Below are 20,082 nucleotides of genomic sequence, written 5' to 3'. Positions count from 1 at the left end.
ATATGCGCCTGACCGCCGGATCGCCCGCACGCCTCGGCGCAAGCTGGGACGGACGCGGCACCAATTTTGCGCTGTTCTCTGCCAACGCGCAGAAGGTCGAGCTGTGCCTGTTCGACGCCCAAGGCCGCCGCGAGCTCGAGCGCGTCGAACTGCCTGAAAGGACCGAGGACGTCTGGCACGGCTATCTCAACGACGTCTCGCCAGGCCAGCTCTACGGCTACCGGGTGCACGGCCCCTACGAGCCCGAGCACGGCCACCGCTTCAATGCCAACAAGCTGCTGCTCGACCCCTATGCGAAGCGGCTCGCCGGACGGCTGGTCTGGAGCGATGCGCATTTCGCCTACCGCACCGGCTCACCACGCGAGGACCTGTCGTTCGACCGGCGCGACAATGCGCGCGGCATGCCCAAGGCCGTCGTGGTCGACGAGACCTTCAACTGGGGCCGGCGCGAGATCCGGCCGAACATTCCGTGGGAAGACACGATCATCTACGAGGCTCACGTCAAGGGCCTGACGCAGAAGCGCGACGACGTGCCGCCGAACCTCCGCGGCACTTATGGCGGCCTGTCCTCGCCGGCGATGATCGAGCACCTCAAGAAGCTCGGCGTCACCACGATCGAGCTGCTGCCGATCCACAGCTTCGTCGACGACCGCATCCTGGTCGAGAAGAAGCTCGCCAATTACTGGGGCTACAACTCGCTGTCCTTCTTCGCGCCGGAGCCGCGTTACGCCCAGGACAATGCGCTCGATTCCTTCCGCACCACGGTGGCGCGCCTGCACGATGCCGGCATCGAGGTGATGCTCGACGTCGTCTACAACCACACCGCCGAGGGCAACCACCTCGGCCCGACGCTGTGCTATCGCGGCATCGACAATGCCTCCTATTACTGGCTCAACCGCGAGAACCCGCGCTATTACGACGATTTCACCGGCTGCGGCTCGTCGGTGAACCTCACCCATCCGCGCGTGCTGCAGATGGTGATGGACTCGCTGCGCTACTGGGTCGAGGTCTGTCATGTCGACGGCTTCCGCTTCGATCTCGCCACCACGCTCGCGCGCGGGCCGAACGGTTTTGATCGCGGCAGCTCGTTTCTGACCGCGATCCGCCAGGATCCGGTGCTGGCCGCCGTGAAGCTCGTCGCCGAGCCCTGGGACCTCGGCCTCGGCGGCTACCAGGTCGGCGCTTTCCCCTCGCAATGGTCGGAGTGGAACGACCGCTATCGCAGCGCCATGCGCCGTTACTGGAGCGGCGAAGGCAGTCTGATCGGCGACATCTCCAGCCGCATGACGGCGTCCTCCGACCTGTTCAATCACGACGGACGGCGGCCGCGCGCCAGCATCAACCACATCACGGTGCATGACGGTTTCACGCTCGCCGACCTCTTCAGCTACAACGAGAAGCACAACGAGGCCAATGGCGAGGACAATCGCGACGGCTCCAACGACAACCACAGCAACAATTGTGGTGTCGAGGGCCCGACCGACGATCCAAACATCCTGGAGCTGCGGCGGCAGCTTCGCAGGAACGTGCTGGCCTGCCTGATGCTGGCGCAGGGCGTCCCGCTGATCCTCGCCGGCGACGAGGTCGGCAATTCGCAGTCCGGCAACAACAACGCCTATTGTCAGGACAATGAGGTCGGCTGGGTCGGCTGGGACAATCTCGGCAAGGATGATGAGGACATGGTCGATTTCGTCGCCGCCCTTGCCGACATCCGCCGCCGCTTCGCGCAGCTTCGCAGCCATCGCTGGCTCGACGGCCGCCCCAAGGACGGTGTCTCCTACGGCGCACTGTGGCTGACGCCGGAAGGTAACGAGATGACGGAGAGCGACTGGACATTCCCGGATGGGCGGTTTCTCTCCTATGTGATGGGGCCGATGGAACCCGGCAGCGCCGCGATCTTTATCGTCCTGAACGCCGCCCCCGAAGAGATCGCATTCAAATTGCCCAAAATGTCCGAATACAAGAGCTGGCAGCAGATCCTGAACACGACCGATGCCAAGCTGAACACCATCGACTTCCCGTCCGGAAGCGACAGCAAGGCGCCGCCGCGCTCCGTGCTCGCCTTCGCGGGGGCGCCATGAGGCCATCCTTCGGGGCACGGCCGACCAAGGATGGCGTGTCGTTCCGGCTGTGGGCGCCCGGCGCGCGCCGCGTCGATCTTCTGCTCGACCGCAGGCACGCGATGCAGCGCCGACAGGACGGCTGGTATGTGACCGAGATCGCCGGCCTCACCCCTGGCAGCCGCTACAAATTCAGGATCGACGACGAGATCGACGTGCCCGATCCAGCCTCGGCCTTCCAGCCTGAAGACGTGTTCGGCCCAAGCGAGGTGATCGATCACGACGCGTTCGCCTGGCGCGCGCAGGATTGGCGCGGCCGGCCCTGGGAAGAGACGGTGCTGATCGAGACCCATGTCGGCACCTTCACGAGCGAAGGCACCTACCGCGCGATGACCGACAAGCTCGATCATCTCGCAGCGACCGGCATCACCGCGCTGGAGTTGATGCCGCTGGCCGATTTCGCTGGACGCCGCGGCTGGGGTTATGACGGCGTGCTATGGTATGCACCCGACGGCGCCTATGGCCGTCCCGACGATCTGAAGACGCTGATCGACGAGGCGCATCTGCGCGGGCTGATGGTGTTCCTCGACGTCGTCTACAATCACTTCGGTCCCGAGGGGAATTATCTCGGCCGCTATGCGCCGACCTTTTTCACCGACGCGCATACGCCCTGGGGCAGCGCAATCGACTACCGGCTGCCGCAGGTACGCGCCTTCGCGGTCGAGAACGCGCTGTCATGGCTGACCGACTACCGCTTCGACGGACTGAGGCTGGATGCCGCCAACCACATCATGGCTGTCCCCGGCGAACAATCGATGCTGCAGGACCTCAGTGTCGCCGCCGGCGAGCTCGCCAGGGCGACGGGGCGGCACATCCATCTCGTGCTGGAGAACGGCGACAACCGCGCCAGCCTGCTCGACGCCGCACAGGAGCCGCCGAACGGAAAGTATCGGGGACAGTGGAACGACGATTACCACCACGTCTGGCACGTGATGCTGACCGGCGAGCTCGCCGGCTACTACGGCGACTACCAGACCCCGCGCATGGACCTCGCGCGCGCGCTCGCTTCCGGCTTCGTCTACCAGGGCGAGATCTCGGAATTCTGGGGCAAGAAGCCGCGCGGCGAGCCGAGCGGCGAGTTGCCGCCCGCGACCTTCGTCAATTTCCTGCAGAACCACGACCAGATCGGCAATCGCCCGCTCGGCGAGCGGCTCGAGAGCCTGGCATCGCCGCAGCAGATCGAGGCGGCGCTCGCAGTGACCCTGCTCGCGCCGATGGTGCCGATGCTGTTTCAGGGCGAGGAATGGGGCTCGAAGGTCCCCTTCCCGTTCTTCTGCGATTTCCAGGGCGGTCTTGCCGATGCCGTGCGCAAGGGCCGCAAGCAGGAATATGCCTGGGCCTACGAAAAATACGGCGACGAGGTGCCCGACCCGCTCGATCCGGCAACACTGCAATCGGCTGTGCTCGACTGGACCGGCCGCACGCCGGAGCAGAACGCGCGCCTCGCTTTGGTGCGTGACCTGCTCGCGCTTCGCCGCAAGGAGATCATGCCGCGGCTGAAGGGCGCAAGCTTCGGTGATGCCGAGGCGGCCGACAACGGCCTGCTCAGCGCACATTGGCGCATGGGCGACGGCACGACGCTGCGCCTCATGGCCAATCTGTCGGACCACGAGATCACCTCCACCGTCAGCGCGGGCACGCCGATCTGGGGCGGCGTGATCGGCGATCTGCTTCCGCCCTGGTCGGTGGTCTGGCGCCTCGGAGGTTGACATGCCTCCCGCTATTCCGCTTGCGACCTACCGGCTTCAGCTCACCGCAGATTTCGGCTTCGACAAGGCTGCCGCCGTCGTGCCGTATCTGAAGGCGCTTGGGATCACACATCTCTACGCCTCACCGGTGATGAAGGCCCGCAAGGGCTCCACGCATGGCTACGACACCGTCGATCACAGCCAGCTCAGTCCCGAGCTCGGCGGTGAAGCCGGCTTCGCGCGGCTGAGCGAGGCGCTCAGCAAGCACGATCTCGGCCTCATCATCGATTTCGTGCCCAACCATGTCGGTGTGCACTTTGCAGACAATCCCTGGTGGCTGGATGTGCTGGAATGGGGCCAAGCCTCGCCGCACGCGGTCGCCTTCGACATCGACTGGGACCTCTTGCCCCACCGCGCCCGCGGCGGCGTGCTGCTGCCGATCCTCGGCTCCTCCTATGGCGAGGCGCTGGAGCGCGGCGAGATCGAGCTGCGCTATGATCCCGAGCAGGGCAGCCTTTCCGCCTGGTATTTTGAGCACCGCCTGCCGATCGCGCCGGAGCGCTATGGCGAAATACTGCGCGTGATCGTGAAGGAGGCGGACGCCGCCGAGACAGAGGCAGGCAAGCGCCTGCTTGCGCTCGCAACCCGCTATACGGGGCTGCGTCGGCCCAACCGCAAGGAAGCGCCGGCCTTCAAGGCCGAGCTCAAGGAGATCGCAGGCGCCGCCGACATCATCAGCCGCGGTCTTGCCGCCTATCGTGCCGCCAAGGACCGTCCCGCGCAGACACTGGCGCTGCATCACCTGCTGGAGCGCCAGCACTACAAGCTCGGACACTGGCGGCTTGCCTCCAGCGACATCAACTATCGCCGCTTCTTCGACGTCAACGGGCTCGCCGGCCTGCGCGTCGAGGATCCCGCGACGTTTGCCGCCACGCACCGGCTGGTGAAGCAGCTCGTTGCCGACGGCAAGCTGCAGGGCATCCGCCTCGATCACATCGACGGGCTGCGCGATCCCGCGCAATATTGCCAGCGACTGCGTCGGCTGGTGCGCGATGCGCAGGGCAAGACAAAACCGTTCTATACGGTGATCGAGAAGATCCTCTGCGAGCACGAGCGCCTGCCGCATTTCGCCGGTGTCCAGGGCACCACCGGCTACGAGTGGATGAACGTCATCACGCAGGTGCTGGTCGACGCCAAGGGGCTGGAGGCGCTGGACGAAACCTGGCGCCAGATCAGCAACCGGCCACCGCGGCTTGCGCCTTACGTCAAGGAGGCCAAGCGGCGCGTGATGGAGACGCTGCTGACGAGCGAATTCACCGTGCTGACGCGCCTGCTCGCGCGCATCGCCAACGGGCATTATTCGACGCGCGACTTCTCGGCCGACAGCCTGCGGCAGGCGCTCGAACTCTACGTGCTGCATTTCCCGGTCTATCGCACCTATCTGACCACGGCCGGGGCGACCGCGCACGACCGCAAGCTGATCGAGGACACCATCGCGCGCGCCCGCGCCGAATGGTTCGCGGCGGACGAAGGCATCTTCGACTTCCTGCGCGATGCCCTGACGATGGATCTGCTCAAGCCCGGCCGGCCCCCTCACAGCACGCCGCGCGTGCGCCGCTTCGCGCTGAAGGTGCAGCAGTTCACCGGGCCGGTGATGGCGAAGTCGCTGGAGGACACCGCGTTCTACCAGTTCCACCGGCTGCTGGCGCTGAACGAGGTCGGCGGCGATCCCGCGAGCACCGGCCTCACCGTTCCCGCCTTCCACGAGGCGATGCGGGCGCGCGCCAGGGAGTGGCCGCAAGGGATGACGGCGACCGCGACCCACGATACCAAGCGCGGCGAGGACGCGCGCGCCCGGATCGCGGCACTCAGCGAAATTCCCGGCGAATGGACCAGCGCGGTGTCACGCTGGAAGGTCCTGAATGCGCCGCATCTTGCGCTCCACGGCCATCTGCGCGCGCCGTCGGCGACGTTCGAATACATGCTCTACCAGACCCTGCTCGGCGCCTGGCCGCTGCAGGGACCGCTTGATGCAAGCTTCGTCGAACGCATCCAGGCCTATGCGCTCAAGGCCGCGCGCGAGGGCAAGGAGGAGACGAGCTGGCTCAACCCGCACGAAGCCTATGAGAGCGGCATCAAGAGCTTCATCGCAAAGATCCTCGACGCCGCGCTGTCAAGTGAATTCCTGGAAGCTTTGCAGACCCTGGCGCGCCGCGTCGCGCTGCTCGGCGCGCTGAACTCGCTGAGCCAGCTCACGCTCAAGGCGACGCTGCCGGGCGTGCCCGACGTCTATCAAGGCACCGAATTCTGGGACCTCTCGCTGGTCGATCCCGACAACCGCCGCCCCGTGGATTTTGCCGCGCGGCAGGCGGCGCTGACGGCACTGGAAGCGCCGGACTGGAGCGGACTGATCAAGTCCTGGCCGGACGGCCGGCTCAAGCTGGCCTGGACGCGGCAGCTGCTCAAGCTGCGCAACGAACTCGCCGACGTTTTCGCGCAAGGCGACTACCAGAAGCTGGAGGTGCGTGGCACGCATGCCGAGCACGTCATCGCGTTTGCCCGTCGACGCGGCCGCGCCGCCGCGATCGTCGTGGTCGGACGCCAGTTTGCGCCGTTCACGCAAGCGGGCCGGGAATGGCCAGCATCCGAAGGCTTCGACGCGACCGTCGATATCACGGGCTATGCCGCGGCGGGACTTGCGGGCAACGCACTGCCGATCGCACAGGCTTTCCGTGATCTTCCGGCGGCCGTCATTCCGGCCCGCGCAGCGAGCGCCATCAGGCCTGCGCGGCAGCGCGTGAGCGCCTGAAACTCACTTTCCGTCATCCTTGGTCAGCAGCAACTGCCCGCGCTTCTTGATGGTCGCCTGCGCCATCTCGGCAAAGCGCTGCAACAGCCACGGCAGGACCACCTGGACCTTGACGTGATCGTCGGCGACGTCGACCTGACCGGTCGCGATCTGCCCGAGCGCGCGGATGCGGAAATTCATGCTGTCGCCGCTCCAGCGCTCCTCCTCGACCTGCATCACGGGAATGCTGGCGGCCGCGCGGCCAAGCCCGGACTTCAGCCGGCGCACCGCCTCTTCGCGGCCGAGACGGTGTGGAATGGAAACGACGAGCGGTGCTGACATGGCTCTGCCCCGTGCTGCTTGATCCTTACTTAGTGAGGCCGGCCGCGACCATAAAGGTTCCATGCAACTTGCACCTGTCGCCCCGTTTCAAAACCGGAACTTTAAAACCTGCGGCAAGTTGCCCTCGCACACGGGACAGGTGCAAACGACCCTTTCCACAAGGGCTGGAGGAGACTCGCATGTCAATCGGTACGATCATTCTGATCATTCTGGTCATCGCCCTGCTCGGCGGCTTCAGCGGCATTGGCGGCGGCCCGTTCTACGGCACCGGCTATTACGGCGGCGGCGGCCTTGGTCTCGTCATCGTCATCCTGCTGATCCTGCTGCTGATGGGACGGATCTAGCGACCCCGCGAAGACCTCGTAGGGTGGGCAAAGGCGCTCTTGCGCCGTGCCCACCTTCCTCGCCGTTAAAAAAAGGATCGTGGGCACGCTCCGCTTTGCCCAACCTACGGCAGTTCTCCCTGTGGCAGAGACCTACTTCACCTTCCCCGCCAGCTTCTTCATCGCGGCCTTGATCGGCGCAGCCGCATCGTCATAGCCCTCCCACGCCTTCGAACGCGCCAGCAGGCCCGGCACGGTCCGCACCGTGTATTTCTTCGGATCGAGATCGCGCTTCACCTGCGCCCAGGTCACGGGCATCGACACGGTGGCGCCGGCACGCGCGCGCGGCGACAGCGGGGCAACCGCCGTCGACATGCGGTCATTGCGCAGGTAATCGAGGAAGATCTTTCCGTTCCGCAGCTTCTTCGACATGTTGAGCAGATAGCGCTCGGGGTCATCATCGGCCATCCACCGGCAGATTCCTTGCGCAAACGCCTTGGCCTCCTTCCAGCTCACCTTGTCGCGCGCGCCGTGCAGCAGCGGCACCACGACGTGCAGGCCCTTGCCGCCGGTGGTCTTGCAGAAGCTCTCCATGCCGACATCGGCGAGCCGCTGCCGCATCTCCTTGGCGGCCTCCACAACGTCGGCAAAATCCACGTCCGGCGCCGGATCGAGATCGAACACCAGCCGGCCCGGCGTATCATAGGCATAGGGCGCGCAATTCCAGGGATGCTGCTCGACGCCGCCGATCTGCGCCACCGCGGCGAGCCCCTCGACCCGATCGATCTGCAAGTAAGGCTTGCGATCGCCGGAGACTTTTGCGAGCTCCAGAAGATTGGACGTTCCCTGCATGGCGTGACGCTGGAAGAAGCATTCACCCTTGATGCCGTCGGGGGCACGGATCAGCGAGCATGGCCGCCCCTTGAGGTGCACGATCATCCATTCGCCGACCGCTTCGAGATAGCGCGCGAGATCCAGCTTGGTGACCGGATTGCCATCACCGTCCTCGGGCCAGAGCTCCTTGTCCGGCTTGGAGATGACGACACCCATCACTTCGGCGGTGCCGACGTCCTTGGATCGCTTCGCGGTCTTCGCAGCGCGCTTTCTTGCCGAGGGCTTGGCAAGCTCCGTATCGACCGGCGTCTCGGCCTCGACCTCCTCGGCCGGCTTGTCCTGCCGCAGCCCCTTGAACGCGGCCTGGCGGATATTGCCGTCAGCGGTGAACCCGGCGAACTCGATCTCGGCGACGAGCTCCGGCTTCAGCCAATGCACGTCGCGCGTCTTCTTCGGGGCATTCTTGCCGCCGAAGGGGCTCTCCTTGCTCTCCATCGCCTTCAGCGACGGCATGATGCGCTTGACCGTGTCGGCGCCGAAGCCGGTGCCGACCATGCCGACAAAGGCGAGATGATCGCCGCGATGCACGCCCGCCATCAGCGAGCGGAATTTGCCGTTGGTGGTCTTGTAGCCGCCGATCACGACCTCATGGCCGGCGCGGCATTTGGCCTTGGTCCAGCTCTCGGTGCGGCCGGAGCGATAGGGCGCGTCGAGCTTCTTCGACACCACGCCTTCGAGCTCGAGCTTGCAGGCCGATTGCAGCACGGCGTCACCGCCGCTCTCGAAATGCTCGACATAGCGGATCTGCGCCGACTTCCGCTTGCGCGCGTCCAGCAGCGCCTTGAGCCGCTCCTTGCGCTCGCCGAGCGGCAGCCGGCGAAAGTCCTGATTTTCCGCGAAAAGCAGATCGAACGCGAAGAAGATGAGGTCGTCGGTCTTGCCGTCGGACAGCGCGGCCTGGAGCGAGGAGAAATTCGGCGCGCCGCTATGGTCGAGCGCGACGATCTCGCCATCGATCATGGCATCCGGCAGCGAAGTCGCCTCCTTCGCGATCGAAGCGAACTTGTCGGTCCAGTCCAGGCCCTTGCGCGTCTTCAATGTGGCCTCGCCGTCCTCGATCCGGAGCTGCACACGGTAGCCGTCGAACTTGATCTCGTGACACCAGCCTGAACCGGCCGGCGGCCGCTCGACCGGCGTGCAGAGCTGCGGCGCGACGAAGTCCGGCATCGCCGAAACCTTGCTGGCGTTTGTCGCCGTCGTCGTCTTCTTTCCCCTCTTTCCGACCTTCAACGCGGTGCGCGGCGCCGGCTGCAAGGTCCTGCCTCTCGTCTCCTCCGCACGATTGGACTGCCACACCGCATCCGCCTTGGCCTTGCCCGCCCCCTTCGCCAGCATGAACGGCTTTGGCGCGCGGCCCTTGCCTTCGGCAATCTGCTCCATCGCGCGGCCGGAGGCGACCGAAGTGTCCTCGTCAAGAATGTCGTTGTCCTTGCCTTCGCGGGCATATTCATCGCGATGCTTGATCAGGAGCCAGTTGGTGCGCTTTTCGCCGCCGCGGTTGCGCATGCGCACCAGCACCCAGCTGCCATGCAGCTTGTCGCCGTGGAGCGTGAACTTGAGGTCGCCCTTCTTGAAGGCGGCTTCCGGATTTTCCGCCTCCCACGTGCCGCGGTCCCACAGCATCACCGTGCCGCCGCCATACTGGCCTTCCGGAATGGTGCCTTCGAAATCGCCATAATCGAGCGGGTGATCCTCGACCTCGACCGCAAGGCGCTTGTCGTGCGGGTCGAGCGAGGGCCCTTTCGTCACGGCCCAGGACTTGAAGACGCCGTCGAATTCGAGCCGCAGATCGTAGTGCAGGCGCGTTGCGTCATGCTTCTGAATCACGAAGCGCCGCTGTTCCGATGGCGCGACCGCGGTCTTGCCGGACGGCTCGGGCGTCTTCTCGAAGTCACGCTTCTGTCGGTAAGTGGAGAGTTTTTGCAGCACGACCGGTCCCGCTTCTCTTCTGGCCTTCAAGCCTATCACGGCAAAAGCCCCACCCGGAACCAAAACCCGATGGCGAGGTTGGGGTTCCAAATCCTCTTGAAAACACTGGAGAATGGAATGGCCCCCCGTGCCTATTGGAAGGGAACGCTGAAGCTGTCGCTGGTCAGTTGCCCCGTCGTGCTCTATCCCGCGACGACGGCGGCCGAGAAAACCCGGTTTCACATGATCAACCGCGAGACCGGCAACCGTCTCAAGCAGCAGATGGTCGATGCCGAGACCGGCGACGTCGTCGAGAGCGACCAGAAGGGGCGCGGTTACGAGCTGCGCAAGGGCAAATATGTCGAGATCGAGCCGGAGGAGCTCGAGGCGGTGCAGATCGAGAGCAATCACACCATCGACATCGAGAGCTTCGTGCCGAGCGAGGAAATCGACCAGCGCTATCTCAACCATCCCTACTACATCGCGCCTGACGGCAAGGCCGCGGCCGACGCTTTCGCGGTGATCCGCGATGCCATGAAGGACCAGGATCGCGTGGCGCTCGCCAAGATCGTGCTCACCAACCGCGAGCACATCATCGCGATCGAACCGCTCGGCAAGGGCTTGCTCGGCACCACGCTACGCTTTCCTTACGAGCTCCGCGACGAGGACCAGTTCTTCGACGACATCAAGAGCCCGAAGATCACCAAGGACATGGTCGAGCTCGCCGGTCACATCCTGCACACCAAGGCCGCGCATTTCGATCCCGGCGAATTCAAGGACGAGTACGAGAATGCGCTGAAGGCGCTGGTGAAGCGCAAGGCGAGCGGCAAGAAGATCGAATTGCCCAAGCCCGAGGAGCGCCCGAGCAACGTCGTCAGCCTGATGGATGCGTTGAAGCAGAGCCTGAAGGGGCGCGGCGGGAAGAAGACGGCGGCGAAGTCGCATGCGCGGCGCGCGACGGGGCGGCAACGCAGCGCGCGGAAGACGCACCGGGCGACGGCAAGGCATCGGAAGGCGGGGTGATCCGTCATTGCGAGCGCAGCGAAGCAATCCAGACTCTTTCCGCGGAGGGGCTCTGGATTGCTTTGCTGCGCTCGCAATGACGATGTGGATACAGTTGTCGTAGGGTGGGCAAAGCGGAGCGTGCCCACCACCATGCGCACCGCGACCGAAGTGGTGGGCACGGCGCTTTGCGCCTTCGCCCACCCTACGGGTCTGTGGAAGTCAATCCCCCGCCTTCAGCCGGTAGCCGATCCCCGTCTCCGTCAGCACATATTGCGGACGCTCCGGGTCGGCCTCGATCTTCTGGCGGAGCTGGCGGACATAGACGCGCAGATATTGCGCGTCCGTCAGCTCGTCCCACAGCTCCTTCAACAAGAACCGATGGGTCAGCACCTTGCCGGCGTGCTGCACCAAGACGCGCAGCAAATCGTACTCCTTCGGCGAGAGTTTGACCTCGCGCTCGCCGACCTTGACGATGCGGCGGACGAGATCGACCGAGAGATCGCCGGTGCGGAACACCGGGCGCTCGCCCTGGACCTGGAGCTGGTGCCGCAGCGCGGCGCGCAGGCGCGCCAGCAGCTCGTCCATGCCGAACGGTTTTGTCAGGTAATCGTCGGCGCCGAGATCGAGCGCCTGCACCTTGCCGGCCTCGTCGCCCCGGCTCGACAACACCACGATCGGCACGGCCTCGTTGCGGGCCCGGATGGTCCGCAGCAGCTCATGGCCCTGGATGTCGGGCAGGCCGAGATCGAGGATGATCAGCGCTGGCCCTTCAGCGAGCTTCTCGAGCGCGGTCTTGCCGTTCGGTGCTTCCAGGATCTCATAGCCCTGCGTGGTCAGCCCCATCCGCAGCAGTTTGCGGATCGGCGGCTCGTCGTCGATGACCAGGACCTTGATTGCGGCGGCGCTCATGCGGCGGTATCCAATGCGTTGGTCTGGGCCGGAACCGGCAGACGGATGGTGAGGACCGCGCCGCGCCGGTCATTGCGGTTGGCGGCCGAAATCGTGCCGCGCATGGCTTCGACGAAGCCGCGGGAGATGGCGAGCCCGAGGCCCGTGCCGGGACGGACATGGTCGCCCTTCTGCGCCCGGTAGAACTTGTCGAACACGCTCTCGAGCTCGTCAGGCGGAATGCCGTCACCTTCGTCGGCAACCTCCAGCACCACCTGATCGCGCTCGCGCCGGCTCCGGATCGAGATGGTGGTGTCGGGCGGCGAATATTTTGCGGCATTGTCGAGCAGGTTGAACAGCACCTGCTCGAACAGCACGGCGTCCAGCTGGAGCATCGGCAGATCGGCAGCCAACACCAGCTCGACCTTGTGCGCGGTCAGGATCTTGCTGGCACGCCGCAGCGCGCTGCCGATGATCTCGCCGAGATCGTGCAATGCGGTATTGGGCACGATGGCGCCGGACTCGAGCTTGGTCATGTCGAGCAGATTGGCGATGAAGCGGTTGAGCCGCTCGGACTCGTCGATCACGGTGGCGAGCAGGTCGCGCTTCTCGGTGTCGGACAAGGCACCGGCGAGATCGCGCATGGTCGAGGCCGCGCCCAGCACGGAGGCGAGCGGCGTCTTCAAATCATGCGAGATCGAGGTCAGGAGCGCCGAGCGCAGCCGCTCGGATTCGACGGTGCGCTTGACGCGATCCATGTCCTCGACCAGCAGCACGCGCTCGATCGCGAGCGCGCCCTGGTCGACCAGCGCGTCCAGCAGCCGGCGTTGATCCGGCGTCAGCAGCGGGCCGGTGCGGTCGTTGTCGATGCCGATGACGCCGATCGGGCCGCGCCCGGTGCGCATCGGCAGGAACAGCCGCTTTGCCCCCGGCAAGGTGTCCGAGCCGCGACCCGCCGTACGATCGTTGCTCCAGGCCCAGTTGGCGGCGGCAAGATCGGCCTGGTCGAGTTCATCCTCCGGCGGATAGCCGGATTTGACCGTCAGCAGGCCCTCTTCCGGCAGCAGCAGCACCACACGGACCTTCAGCATCAGCGCGATCTGATAGGCCGTCGCCCACAATACGTCGTCGAGGGTGGCGGTGCCGGCGAGCTTCCGGCTGAAGGCATAGAGCTGCTCGGTGGTCCTGATGCGGCCGATCGCGGTGTCGGCCTGCGTGCGCACGCGTCCCGCAACGTTCGACACCACGAACGCAATCAGCATGAAGAAGAAGAATGCCGCGACATTGGTTGGATCGGTGATGGTGAACGTGTAGACCGGCGGCAGGAAGAAGAAGTTGTAGGCCAGCGACGCCGCGACACTCGCAAGCAGTGACGGCCACAGCCCGTAGCGCACGGCAACCGCCACCACCGCGGTGAGGAACATCAGGTCGACGTTCTCGACACCGAAATACGGCTTGATGGCCACGGCGGCAGCAAGGCCAGCCGCGGTGATCCCAAGCGCCTTCAGATAGGGACGCGCATCGAACGGCTCGGATCGCGGCGCGGTCTGCACCGCCGTCTTGGGCGCCGCCTCTTCGGCGAGCTCATCGCCCGGAATGACGTGAACGCTGATATTGCCGGCGCGGCGCACCAGATCATGCACAACAGAACCGCGCGTCATCTCGAACCAGCGCGAGCGGGTCGACTTGCCGATCACGATCTGGGTGACGTTGTTGCCATGGGCGAAGTTGATGACGTCGTCGGCAATCCGGCGGCCGACGGCGGGAATGGTCAGCGCCTCGCCGCCCAGCGCCTCCGCGAGCCGCAGCGTATCGGCGAGGCGATCGCGCTCCTCGTCGGACAATTGCAGGGATCGCCGGGTCTCGATCGAGATCGCGGTGAAAGGTGCATGCAGCCGGTCGGCCAGCCGCTTGGTGTAGCGGACGAGGCCGGCCGCGCGTGGATCTTCGCTGACGCAGACCAGGATGCGCTCGCCCGCGGCCCAGGGGCCAGCGATCGCATTGGCCTGCATGTGGGTGAGCAACTGCTCGTCGACCCGTTCGGCCGTACGCCGCAGCGCGAGCTCGCGCAGCGCGGTCAGATTGCCGGGCGAGAAATAATGCTCCAGCGCCCGCTCGGCCTGTTTGGGGACATAGACCTTGCCCTCCCTCAACCGCTGGATCAGATCGTCAGGCGTGAGGTCGATCAGCTCGATGGCGTCGGCGCGGTCGAAGATCGAGTCGGGCACGGTCTCGCGCACCCGGACATGGGTGATCTGGGCGACGACGTCGTTCAGGCTCTCGATGTGCTGGATGTTGACGGCGGTGTAGACGTCGATGCCGTGGGACAGCAGCTCCTCGACGTCGAGATAGCGCTTGGGATGACGGCTGCCGGCGGCATTGGTGTGGGCGAGCTCGTCGACCAGCGCGATTTGCGGCCGACGCGCGATCACGGCGTCGAGGTCCATCTCCTCGACGATCTGGCCGCGGTATTCGAGCCGCTTGCGCGGGACGACTTCGAGCCCGCGGACCAACGCCTCGGTCTCGGCCCGGCCATGGGTCTCGACGAAGCCGACCACGACATCGATGCCCGCCTTGCGCCTGGCGTGGGCGCTCTGCAGCATCTCGTAGGTCTTGCCGACGCCGGGCGCGGCGCCGACGAAGATCTTCAGCTTGCCGGTCGCGCTTTCCTCCCGGCGCGCAGCTTCCAGCAGCGCCTCGGGAGACGGACGTTGTTCGGGATCGCGGCGCTCTCGGACCATGTTGTCAATATAATCATCTGCGCACCGCGAGCCTAGACCGCTACTTGGCTACAGCGCGATCCAGCGCGAGGTTCAGCGCGAGTACGTTAACGCGCGGTTCGCCCAGCAGGCCGAACAAACGACCCTGGACGTTGGCAGCCACGATCTGCTTCACAGCGTCCTGCGGCATATTCCGGGCCTTGGCGACGCGCGGCACCTGAAATTCCGCGGCCTCCGGCGAGATGTCGGGGTCGAGGCCGCTGGCCGACGTGGTGACCAGATCGACCGGCACTGAAGCATTCGGATTTTCCGCCTTGAGCTTGTCCACATCCTCCTTCAGCCGGTCGGCCAGCGCCTTGCTGGTCGGGCCGAGGTTGGAGCCGCCCGAACTGGCGGCGTTGTAGGGCGCCGAAACCGTCTTGGTCGAATCATTCGGGTCGGGCGCCAGCGTCGCCGAGGGGCGGCCGTGGAAGTATTTGTCGTCCTTGAACTCCTGCCCGATCAGGGCGGAGCCGACCACCTTGCCGTCGCGGTCGATCAGGCTGCCTTGCGCCTGCGCCGGAAAGATCGCGCCGGCAATGGCCGTCATCGCGAGCGGGTAGGCCAGGCCTGTGATGGCGGTGAGCACCAGCAGGAGGACGATGGCGGGGCGGATTTCTCTGAGCATGTGTTTTCTCCAATTTCTCCCGTCATTGCGAGGAGCGAAGCGACGAGGCAATCCAGGCTGTCGGCTGTGAGACATTTCTGGATTGCTTCGCTGCGCTCGCAATGACGACGTTAGGCCAGGTGCAAGGCGGTCACGACAAGGTCGATCGCCTTGATGCCGATGAAGGGAATGACGATGCCGCCAAGCCCGTAAATCAAGAGGTTGCGGCGGAGCAGCGCGCCGGCGCCGACGGCGCGGTAGGCGACGCCCTTCAGCGCGAGCGGGATCAACGCAATGATGATCAGCGCGTTGAAGATGATCGCCGACAGGATGGCGCTCTGCGGGCTCGACAGGTTCATGACGTTGAGCACGTTGAGCTGCGGGTAGAACGCCAGGAACATCGCCGGAATGATGGCAAAATACTTGGCGACGTCGTTGGCGATCGAGAACGTGGTCAGCGCGCCGCGCGTCATCAGGAGCTGCTTGCCGATCTCGACCACCTCGATCAGCTTGGTCGGGTTGGAGTCGAGGTCGACCATGTTGCCGGCCTCGCGCGCGGCTTGCGTGCCGGTGTTCATGGCGACGCCGACATCGGCCTGGGCGAGCGCCGGCGCGTCATTGGTGCCGTCGCCGCACATCGCGACCAGCTTGCCCTTGGCCTGCTCGTCGCGGATCAGCCTCAGCTTGTCCTCGGGGGTCGCCTGCGCCAGGAAGTCGTCGACGCCGGCCTCGGCCGCGATGGCGGCCGCCGTCATCGGGTTGTCGCCGGTGATCATGATGGTGCGGATGCCCATGCGGCGCAGCTCGGCGAAGCGCTCGCGGATGCCGCCCTTGACGATGTCCTTGAGCTGGATGACGCCGAGCAGCTTGCCGTCCCTGGCGACCGCAAGCGGCGTGCCGCCGGCCTTCGAGATCTCGTCCGCGATGGCCTGGATCTCGCGACCGACCTCCGAGAGCCCGGCGGGCTGGATCGCGCGAGCGGTGTTGCCGGAGGCAACCGCCATCGGCGCGCCGCCCCCGACATAGTTCAGCATCGCATCGACAGCGCCCTTGCGCACCGACGAGCCGCCGGCATCGACGCCGCTCATGCGGGTCTGCGCCGTGAACGGGATGAAGGTCGCCCCGAGTTCGGCCATATCGCGGCCGCGGATGCCGTACTTCTCCTTCGCCAGCACGACGATGGAGCGGCCTTCCGGGGTCTCGTCGGCGAGCGAGGCGAGCTGGGCGGCGTCCGCCAGCTCCTGCTCGGTGACGCCGCGCACGGGACGGAACGCGGTCGCCTGCCGGTTGCCGAGCGTGATGGTGCCGGTCTTGTCGAGCAGCAGCGTGTCGACGTCGCCGGCGGCTTCGACCGCGCGGCCGGACATGGCGAGCACGTTGAAGCGCACCAGGCGGTCCATGCCGGCAATGCCGATCGCCGACAACAGCGCACCTATCGTGGTCGGGATCAGCGTCACGAACAGCGCGACCAGCACGATCACCGAGATCGAGCCGCCGGCATAGGCCGCATAGCTCGGAATGGTGACGGTGGCGAACACGAAGATGATGGTGAGGCCGGCGAGCAGGATGTTGAGCGCGATCTCGTTCGGCGTCTTCTGCCGCTCGGCGCCTTCCACCAGCTTGATCATGCGATCGATGAAGGTCGAGCCTTGCGCCGCGGTGATGCGCACGCGGATCCAGTCGGACAGCACCTGCGTGCCGCCGGTCACCGCCGAGCGGTCGCCGCCGGATTCACGGATCACGGGCGCGGATTCGCCGGTGATGGCGGCCTCGTTGACGGAGGCGACGCCCTCGATCACCTCGCCGTCGGAGGGAATGGTATCTCCCGCCTCGACCAGCACGACATCGCCGACCTTCAGGCTGGTGCCCGGGACCAGCTTGAAGGCCTGGCCGGCGCCGGTCAAAAGCTTGGCCTGGCTCTCGGTGCGGGTTTTGCGCAGCGATTCGGCCTGCGCCTTGCCGCGGCCTTCCGCCACCGCTTCGGCGAAATTGGCGAACAGCACCGTGAACCAGAGCCAGAGGATGATCTGGAAGGTGAAGCCGAGGCTCGCTCCGCCTGTGACGATGTCGCGCAGGAAGATCACGGTGGTGAGCGCGGCCACGATCTCGACCACGAACATCACGGGGTTCTTCACCATCAGCCGGGGATCGAGCTTGGTGAACGACGCGCGGATCGCGGGGACCACGATCCTGGGATCGAGCATCGCCGACATCGGGGCACGTTTTTGCAGTTTCATCGTATCCATGGAGGTCACTCCAGACAATCAGAGTCAGAACACTTGGCCGGCGTTCATCGCGAGGTGCTCGACGATCGGGCCGAGCGCGAGCGCCGGGAAGAAGGTGAGGCCGCCGATGATCAGGATCACGCCGACGACGAGGCCGACGAACAGCCCGCCGGTGGTCGGGAACGTGCCGGCCGACGGCGGAACCGACTTCTTGGCCGCGAGCGAGCCCGCAATCGCCATCGCCGGAACGATCATGAAGAAGCGGCCGACGAACATCGCCGATGCGAGCGTGAGGTTGTAGAAGAAGGTGTTGCCGGTGAGGCCCGCGAAGGCCGAGCCGTTGTTGCCGGTCGCCGAGGTGAAGGCGTACAGCACCTCGGTGAAGCCGTGCGGGCCGGCATTCGCCATCGAGGCGACCGCCGCCGGATAGACCACGCCGACCGCGGTCCAGCCGAGATACATCAGCGGCAGCACCAGGATCGCTAGCATCGCCATCTTGACCTCGCGCGCCTCGATCTTCTTGCCGACATATTCCGGCGTGCGGCCGACCATCAGGCCCGCGACGAAGATCGCGAGCACGACGAACAGCAGCATGCCGTAGAGGCCGGCGCCGACGCCGCCGATGATGATCTCGCCGAGCTGCATATTGATCAGCGGGATCATGCCGCCGAGCGCTGTGAAGCTGTCATGCATGGCATTGACCGCGCCGCAGGACGCCGCCGTCGTGATCACGGCGAACAGCGAGGAGGCGACGATGCCGAAGCGGACCTCCTTGCCCTCCATGTTGCCGCCAGTCAGGCCCAAAGCGTGGAGCGTCGAGGTGCCGTTCGCTTCCGCCCAATAGGTCACGGCGACGCCTGCGACGAACAGCACGCCCATCACGGCGAGGATCGCCCAGCCCTGGCGCTGGTTGCCGACCATGCGGCCGAACACGTTGGTGAGGCCAGCGCCGATCAGGAAGATCGACAGCATCTGCACGAAGTTCGACAGCGCGGTCGGGTTCTCGAAGGGATGGGCGGCGTTGGCATTGAAGAAGCCCCCGCCGTTGGTCCCGAGCATCTTGATTGCGACCTGCGAGGCGACCGGGCCGACCGCGATGGTCTGCTTGGCGCCTTCGAGCGTCGTCGCCTCGACATATGGCCCGAGGGTCTGCGGAATGCCTTGCCAGACCAGGAACAGCGTGTAGACGACGCAGATCGGCAGCAGCACGTAGAGCGTGGTGCGGGTGACGTCGACCCAGAAATTTCCGACCGTGCGCACCGAAGCGCGCGAGAAGCCGCGGATCAGGGCAACTGCGAGCGCGATGCCGGTGGCCGCCGACAGGAAATTCTGGTGCGTCAGGCCCAGCATCTGCACGAGATAGGAAATCGTGCTTTCGCCGCCGTAGTTCTGCCAGTTGGTGTTGGTGATGAAGGAGATCGCGGTGTTGAAGGAGAGATCTTCCGCGACCGCGCCTTGCCCGGCGGGATTGAACGGCAGTACGGCCTGGAGCCGCATCACGCCGTAGATGATGAGGAAGCCGCCGACATGGAACAGCAGCATGGCGATCGTATAGGTCAGCCAGTGCTGCTCGCGCCTCTCGTCGACGCCGGAAATCCAGTAGATGCCGGCCTCGATGGGGCGCAGCACCGGCGACAAGAACGTGCGCTCGCCGTTGAAGACGCGTGTCATGTAGCCGCCGAGCGGCTTGGTGAGCGCGACGATGATGAGGCAGAAAAGAATGATCTGGAGCCAACCGATCATGGTCATGGTATTAACCCTTCAGACTTTGTGTCTGGCGCAACAGCGGCAGGAGCACCGCAAGCAGGCCGGCGACGAGCGCGGCGTCCGCCAGCAGCAATTCGGCAAGCAGCAACACGGCTCAGAACCGTTCCGGCCGCAACAGCGCGTAGGTGAGATAGACCAGGAGGCCGAACGAGACGGCGCCGGCGAGCGCATAATCGAAGATCATTGTCCCCTCCGTCACAGCCGTTCGCAGGCATAGGTGTAGCCGATCGCAAGGGCGAAAAAGACGAAGCCCAGCGCCAGCATCAAAATGTCCATCATGGCGATACTCCTCAATACGAGACGATATCCGGCATTGCCTGTCTCAGGATTCCCGGCAGGCCGCTTGCTGCAAGCGAACGCAACACGTGTCTCTCCCGGCCGGGAACTTCACCGCGCTGAAGTGCCATTGTGCACATAGGTTTTCGAGGTGAGGCCTATGGCGACGTTATAGGAATCTCATAAAGGCCGGCACGTCGTGCCATCCATCATGTGACACCGACAACGCATTCTGGGAGCACGCGCTTTGCAAGCCGTGCAGCGACGCAATCCACCGACGCTCCTGCTTCTCGTTGGTACGGCAGGCGGCGGCCAAGGTCTTTTCAAAACGCCCTGCCGCCATAAGCCTCCACCTTCGGCGGAGACGGCCGCCGCGAATCTGTCGGTCCTATCGGGAAGAATCCGGGCACTTATGAAATCCCTATATCTCTCGCCCGATCCCCATCTCGTTTTCAAACACCCTTCCAGCCATCTTGGAGAGGCCGGCCGACT

The 20,082-nt window shown here is 65.3% G+C and carries 13 protein-coding genes; 5 read left to right on the top strand and 8 right to left on the bottom strand.

Annotation, left to right across the window (positions count from 1 at the left end):
• Window positions 1–2 precede the first annotated feature (2 nt).
• The 3 genes from glgX to treY are packed head-to-tail and all read left to right on the top strand — an operon-like array spanning window position 3 to window position 6,617.
• On the top strand, window positions 3–2,081 hold the full coding sequence (gene glgX, locus QA649_RS13250; protein ID WP_283024570.1) for a glycogen debranching protein GlgX: 2,079 nt from the start codon (window positions 3–5) through the stop codon (window positions 2,079–2,081).
• Window positions 2,078–3,829 (top strand): malto-oligosyltrehalose trehalohydrolase, encoded by a 1,752-nt coding sequence (treZ, locus tag QA649_RS13245; protein WP_283024569.1) that lies wholly within the window; start codon window positions 2,078–2,080, stop codon window positions 3,827–3,829. The genes glgX and treZ overlap by 4 nt, the downstream gene beginning before the upstream one ends.
• A 1-nt stretch (window position 3,830) precedes the next feature.
• A complete protein-coding gene (treY, locus tag QA649_RS13240; protein WP_283024568.1) occupies window positions 3,831–6,617 on the top strand; it encodes a malto-oligosyltrehalose synthase in 2,787 nt (928 codons plus the stop codon).
• Between the two features lie 3 nt (window positions 6,618–6,620).
• On the opposite strand, the gene QA649_RS13235 is transcribed toward treY, so the two are convergent.
• Window positions 6,621–6,938, bottom strand: coding sequence for a polyhydroxyalkanoic acid system family protein (locus QA649_RS13235; RefSeq protein ID WP_283024567.1), 318 nt, complete (start codon window positions 6,936–6,938; stop codon window positions 6,621–6,623).
• A 179-nt stretch (window positions 6,939–7,117) separates the two neighbouring features.
• On the opposite strand from QA649_RS13235, the gene QA649_RS13230 reads away from it, so the two are divergent.
• A complete protein-coding gene (locus QA649_RS13230; protein ID WP_018318514.1) occupies window positions 7,118–7,282 on the top strand; it encodes a DUF3309 family protein in 165 nt (54 codons plus the stop codon).
• A gap of 132 nt (window positions 7,283–7,414) precedes the next feature.
• Here the strand turns inward: QA649_RS13230 and ligD are convergent, their stop codons facing one another.
• Window positions 7,415–10,084, bottom strand: a complete 2,670-nt coding sequence (gene ligD / locus QA649_RS13225) for a DNA ligase D (protein ID WP_283026023.1) — start codon at window positions 10,082–10,084, stop codon at window positions 7,415–7,417.
• A 117-nt stretch (window positions 10,085–10,201) separates the two neighbouring features.
• Here ligD and QA649_RS13220 point away from each other — a divergent pair, with 117 nt between their 5' ends.
• A complete protein-coding gene (locus tag QA649_RS13220) occupies window positions 10,202–11,086 on the top strand; it encodes a Ku protein (protein WP_283024566.1) in 885 nt (294 codons plus the stop codon).
• A gap of 201 nt (window positions 11,087–11,287) precedes the next feature.
• On the opposite strand, the gene QA649_RS13215 is transcribed toward QA649_RS13220, so the two are convergent.
• The 6 genes from QA649_RS13215 to QA649_RS13190 form a co-directional block, all read right to left on the bottom strand.
• Window positions 11,288–11,977 carry a response regulator transcription factor gene (locus QA649_RS13215; RefSeq protein ID WP_283024565.1) on the bottom strand — a complete coding sequence of 230 codons (690 nt, stop codon included), beginning with the start codon at window positions 11,975–11,977 and terminating at the stop codon, window positions 11,288–11,290.
• Window positions 11,974–14,697 carry a sensor histidine kinase KdpD gene (locus QA649_RS13210; protein ID WP_283024564.1) on the bottom strand — a complete coding sequence of 908 codons (2,724 nt, stop codon included), beginning with the start codon at window positions 14,695–14,697 and terminating at the stop codon, window positions 11,974–11,976. The genes QA649_RS13215 and QA649_RS13210 overlap by 4 nt, the downstream gene beginning before the upstream one ends.
• A 40-nt stretch (window positions 14,698–14,737) precedes the next feature.
• Entirely contained in the window at window positions 14,738–15,343 is a 606-nt protein-coding gene (locus tag QA649_RS13205) for a K(+)-transporting ATPase subunit C (protein ID WP_283024563.1), read from the bottom strand.
• A gap of 110 nt (window positions 15,344–15,453) precedes the next feature.
• Window positions 15,454–17,568, bottom strand: a complete 2,115-nt coding sequence (gene kdpB, locus QA649_RS13200; RefSeq protein ID WP_283024562.1) for a potassium-transporting ATPase subunit KdpB — start codon at window positions 17,566–17,568, stop codon at window positions 15,454–15,456.
• Window positions 17,569–17,592: 24 nt separating this feature from the next.
• Complete coding sequence (gene kdpA / locus QA649_RS13195; protein WP_283024561.1) at window positions 17,593–19,296, bottom strand: potassium-transporting ATPase subunit KdpA; 1,704 nt, start codon at window positions 19,294–19,296, stop codon at window positions 17,593–17,595.
• A 112-nt stretch (window positions 19,297–19,408) separates the two neighbouring features.
• Window positions 19,409–19,498, bottom strand: coding sequence for a K(+)-transporting ATPase subunit F (locus tag QA649_RS13190; protein WP_018641117.1), 90 nt, complete (start codon window positions 19,496–19,498; stop codon window positions 19,409–19,411).
• Between the last annotated feature and the right edge of the window lie 584 nt (window positions 19,499–20,082).

Source organism: Bradyrhizobium sp. CB1717 (assembly GCF_029714325.1).
Classification (GTDB): domain Bacteria; phylum Pseudomonadota; class Alphaproteobacteria; order Rhizobiales; family Xanthobacteraceae; genus Bradyrhizobium.
The sequence above is the reverse complement of the archived record's forward strand: the minus strand, read 5'-3'. Positions and strand labels throughout refer to the sequence as shown.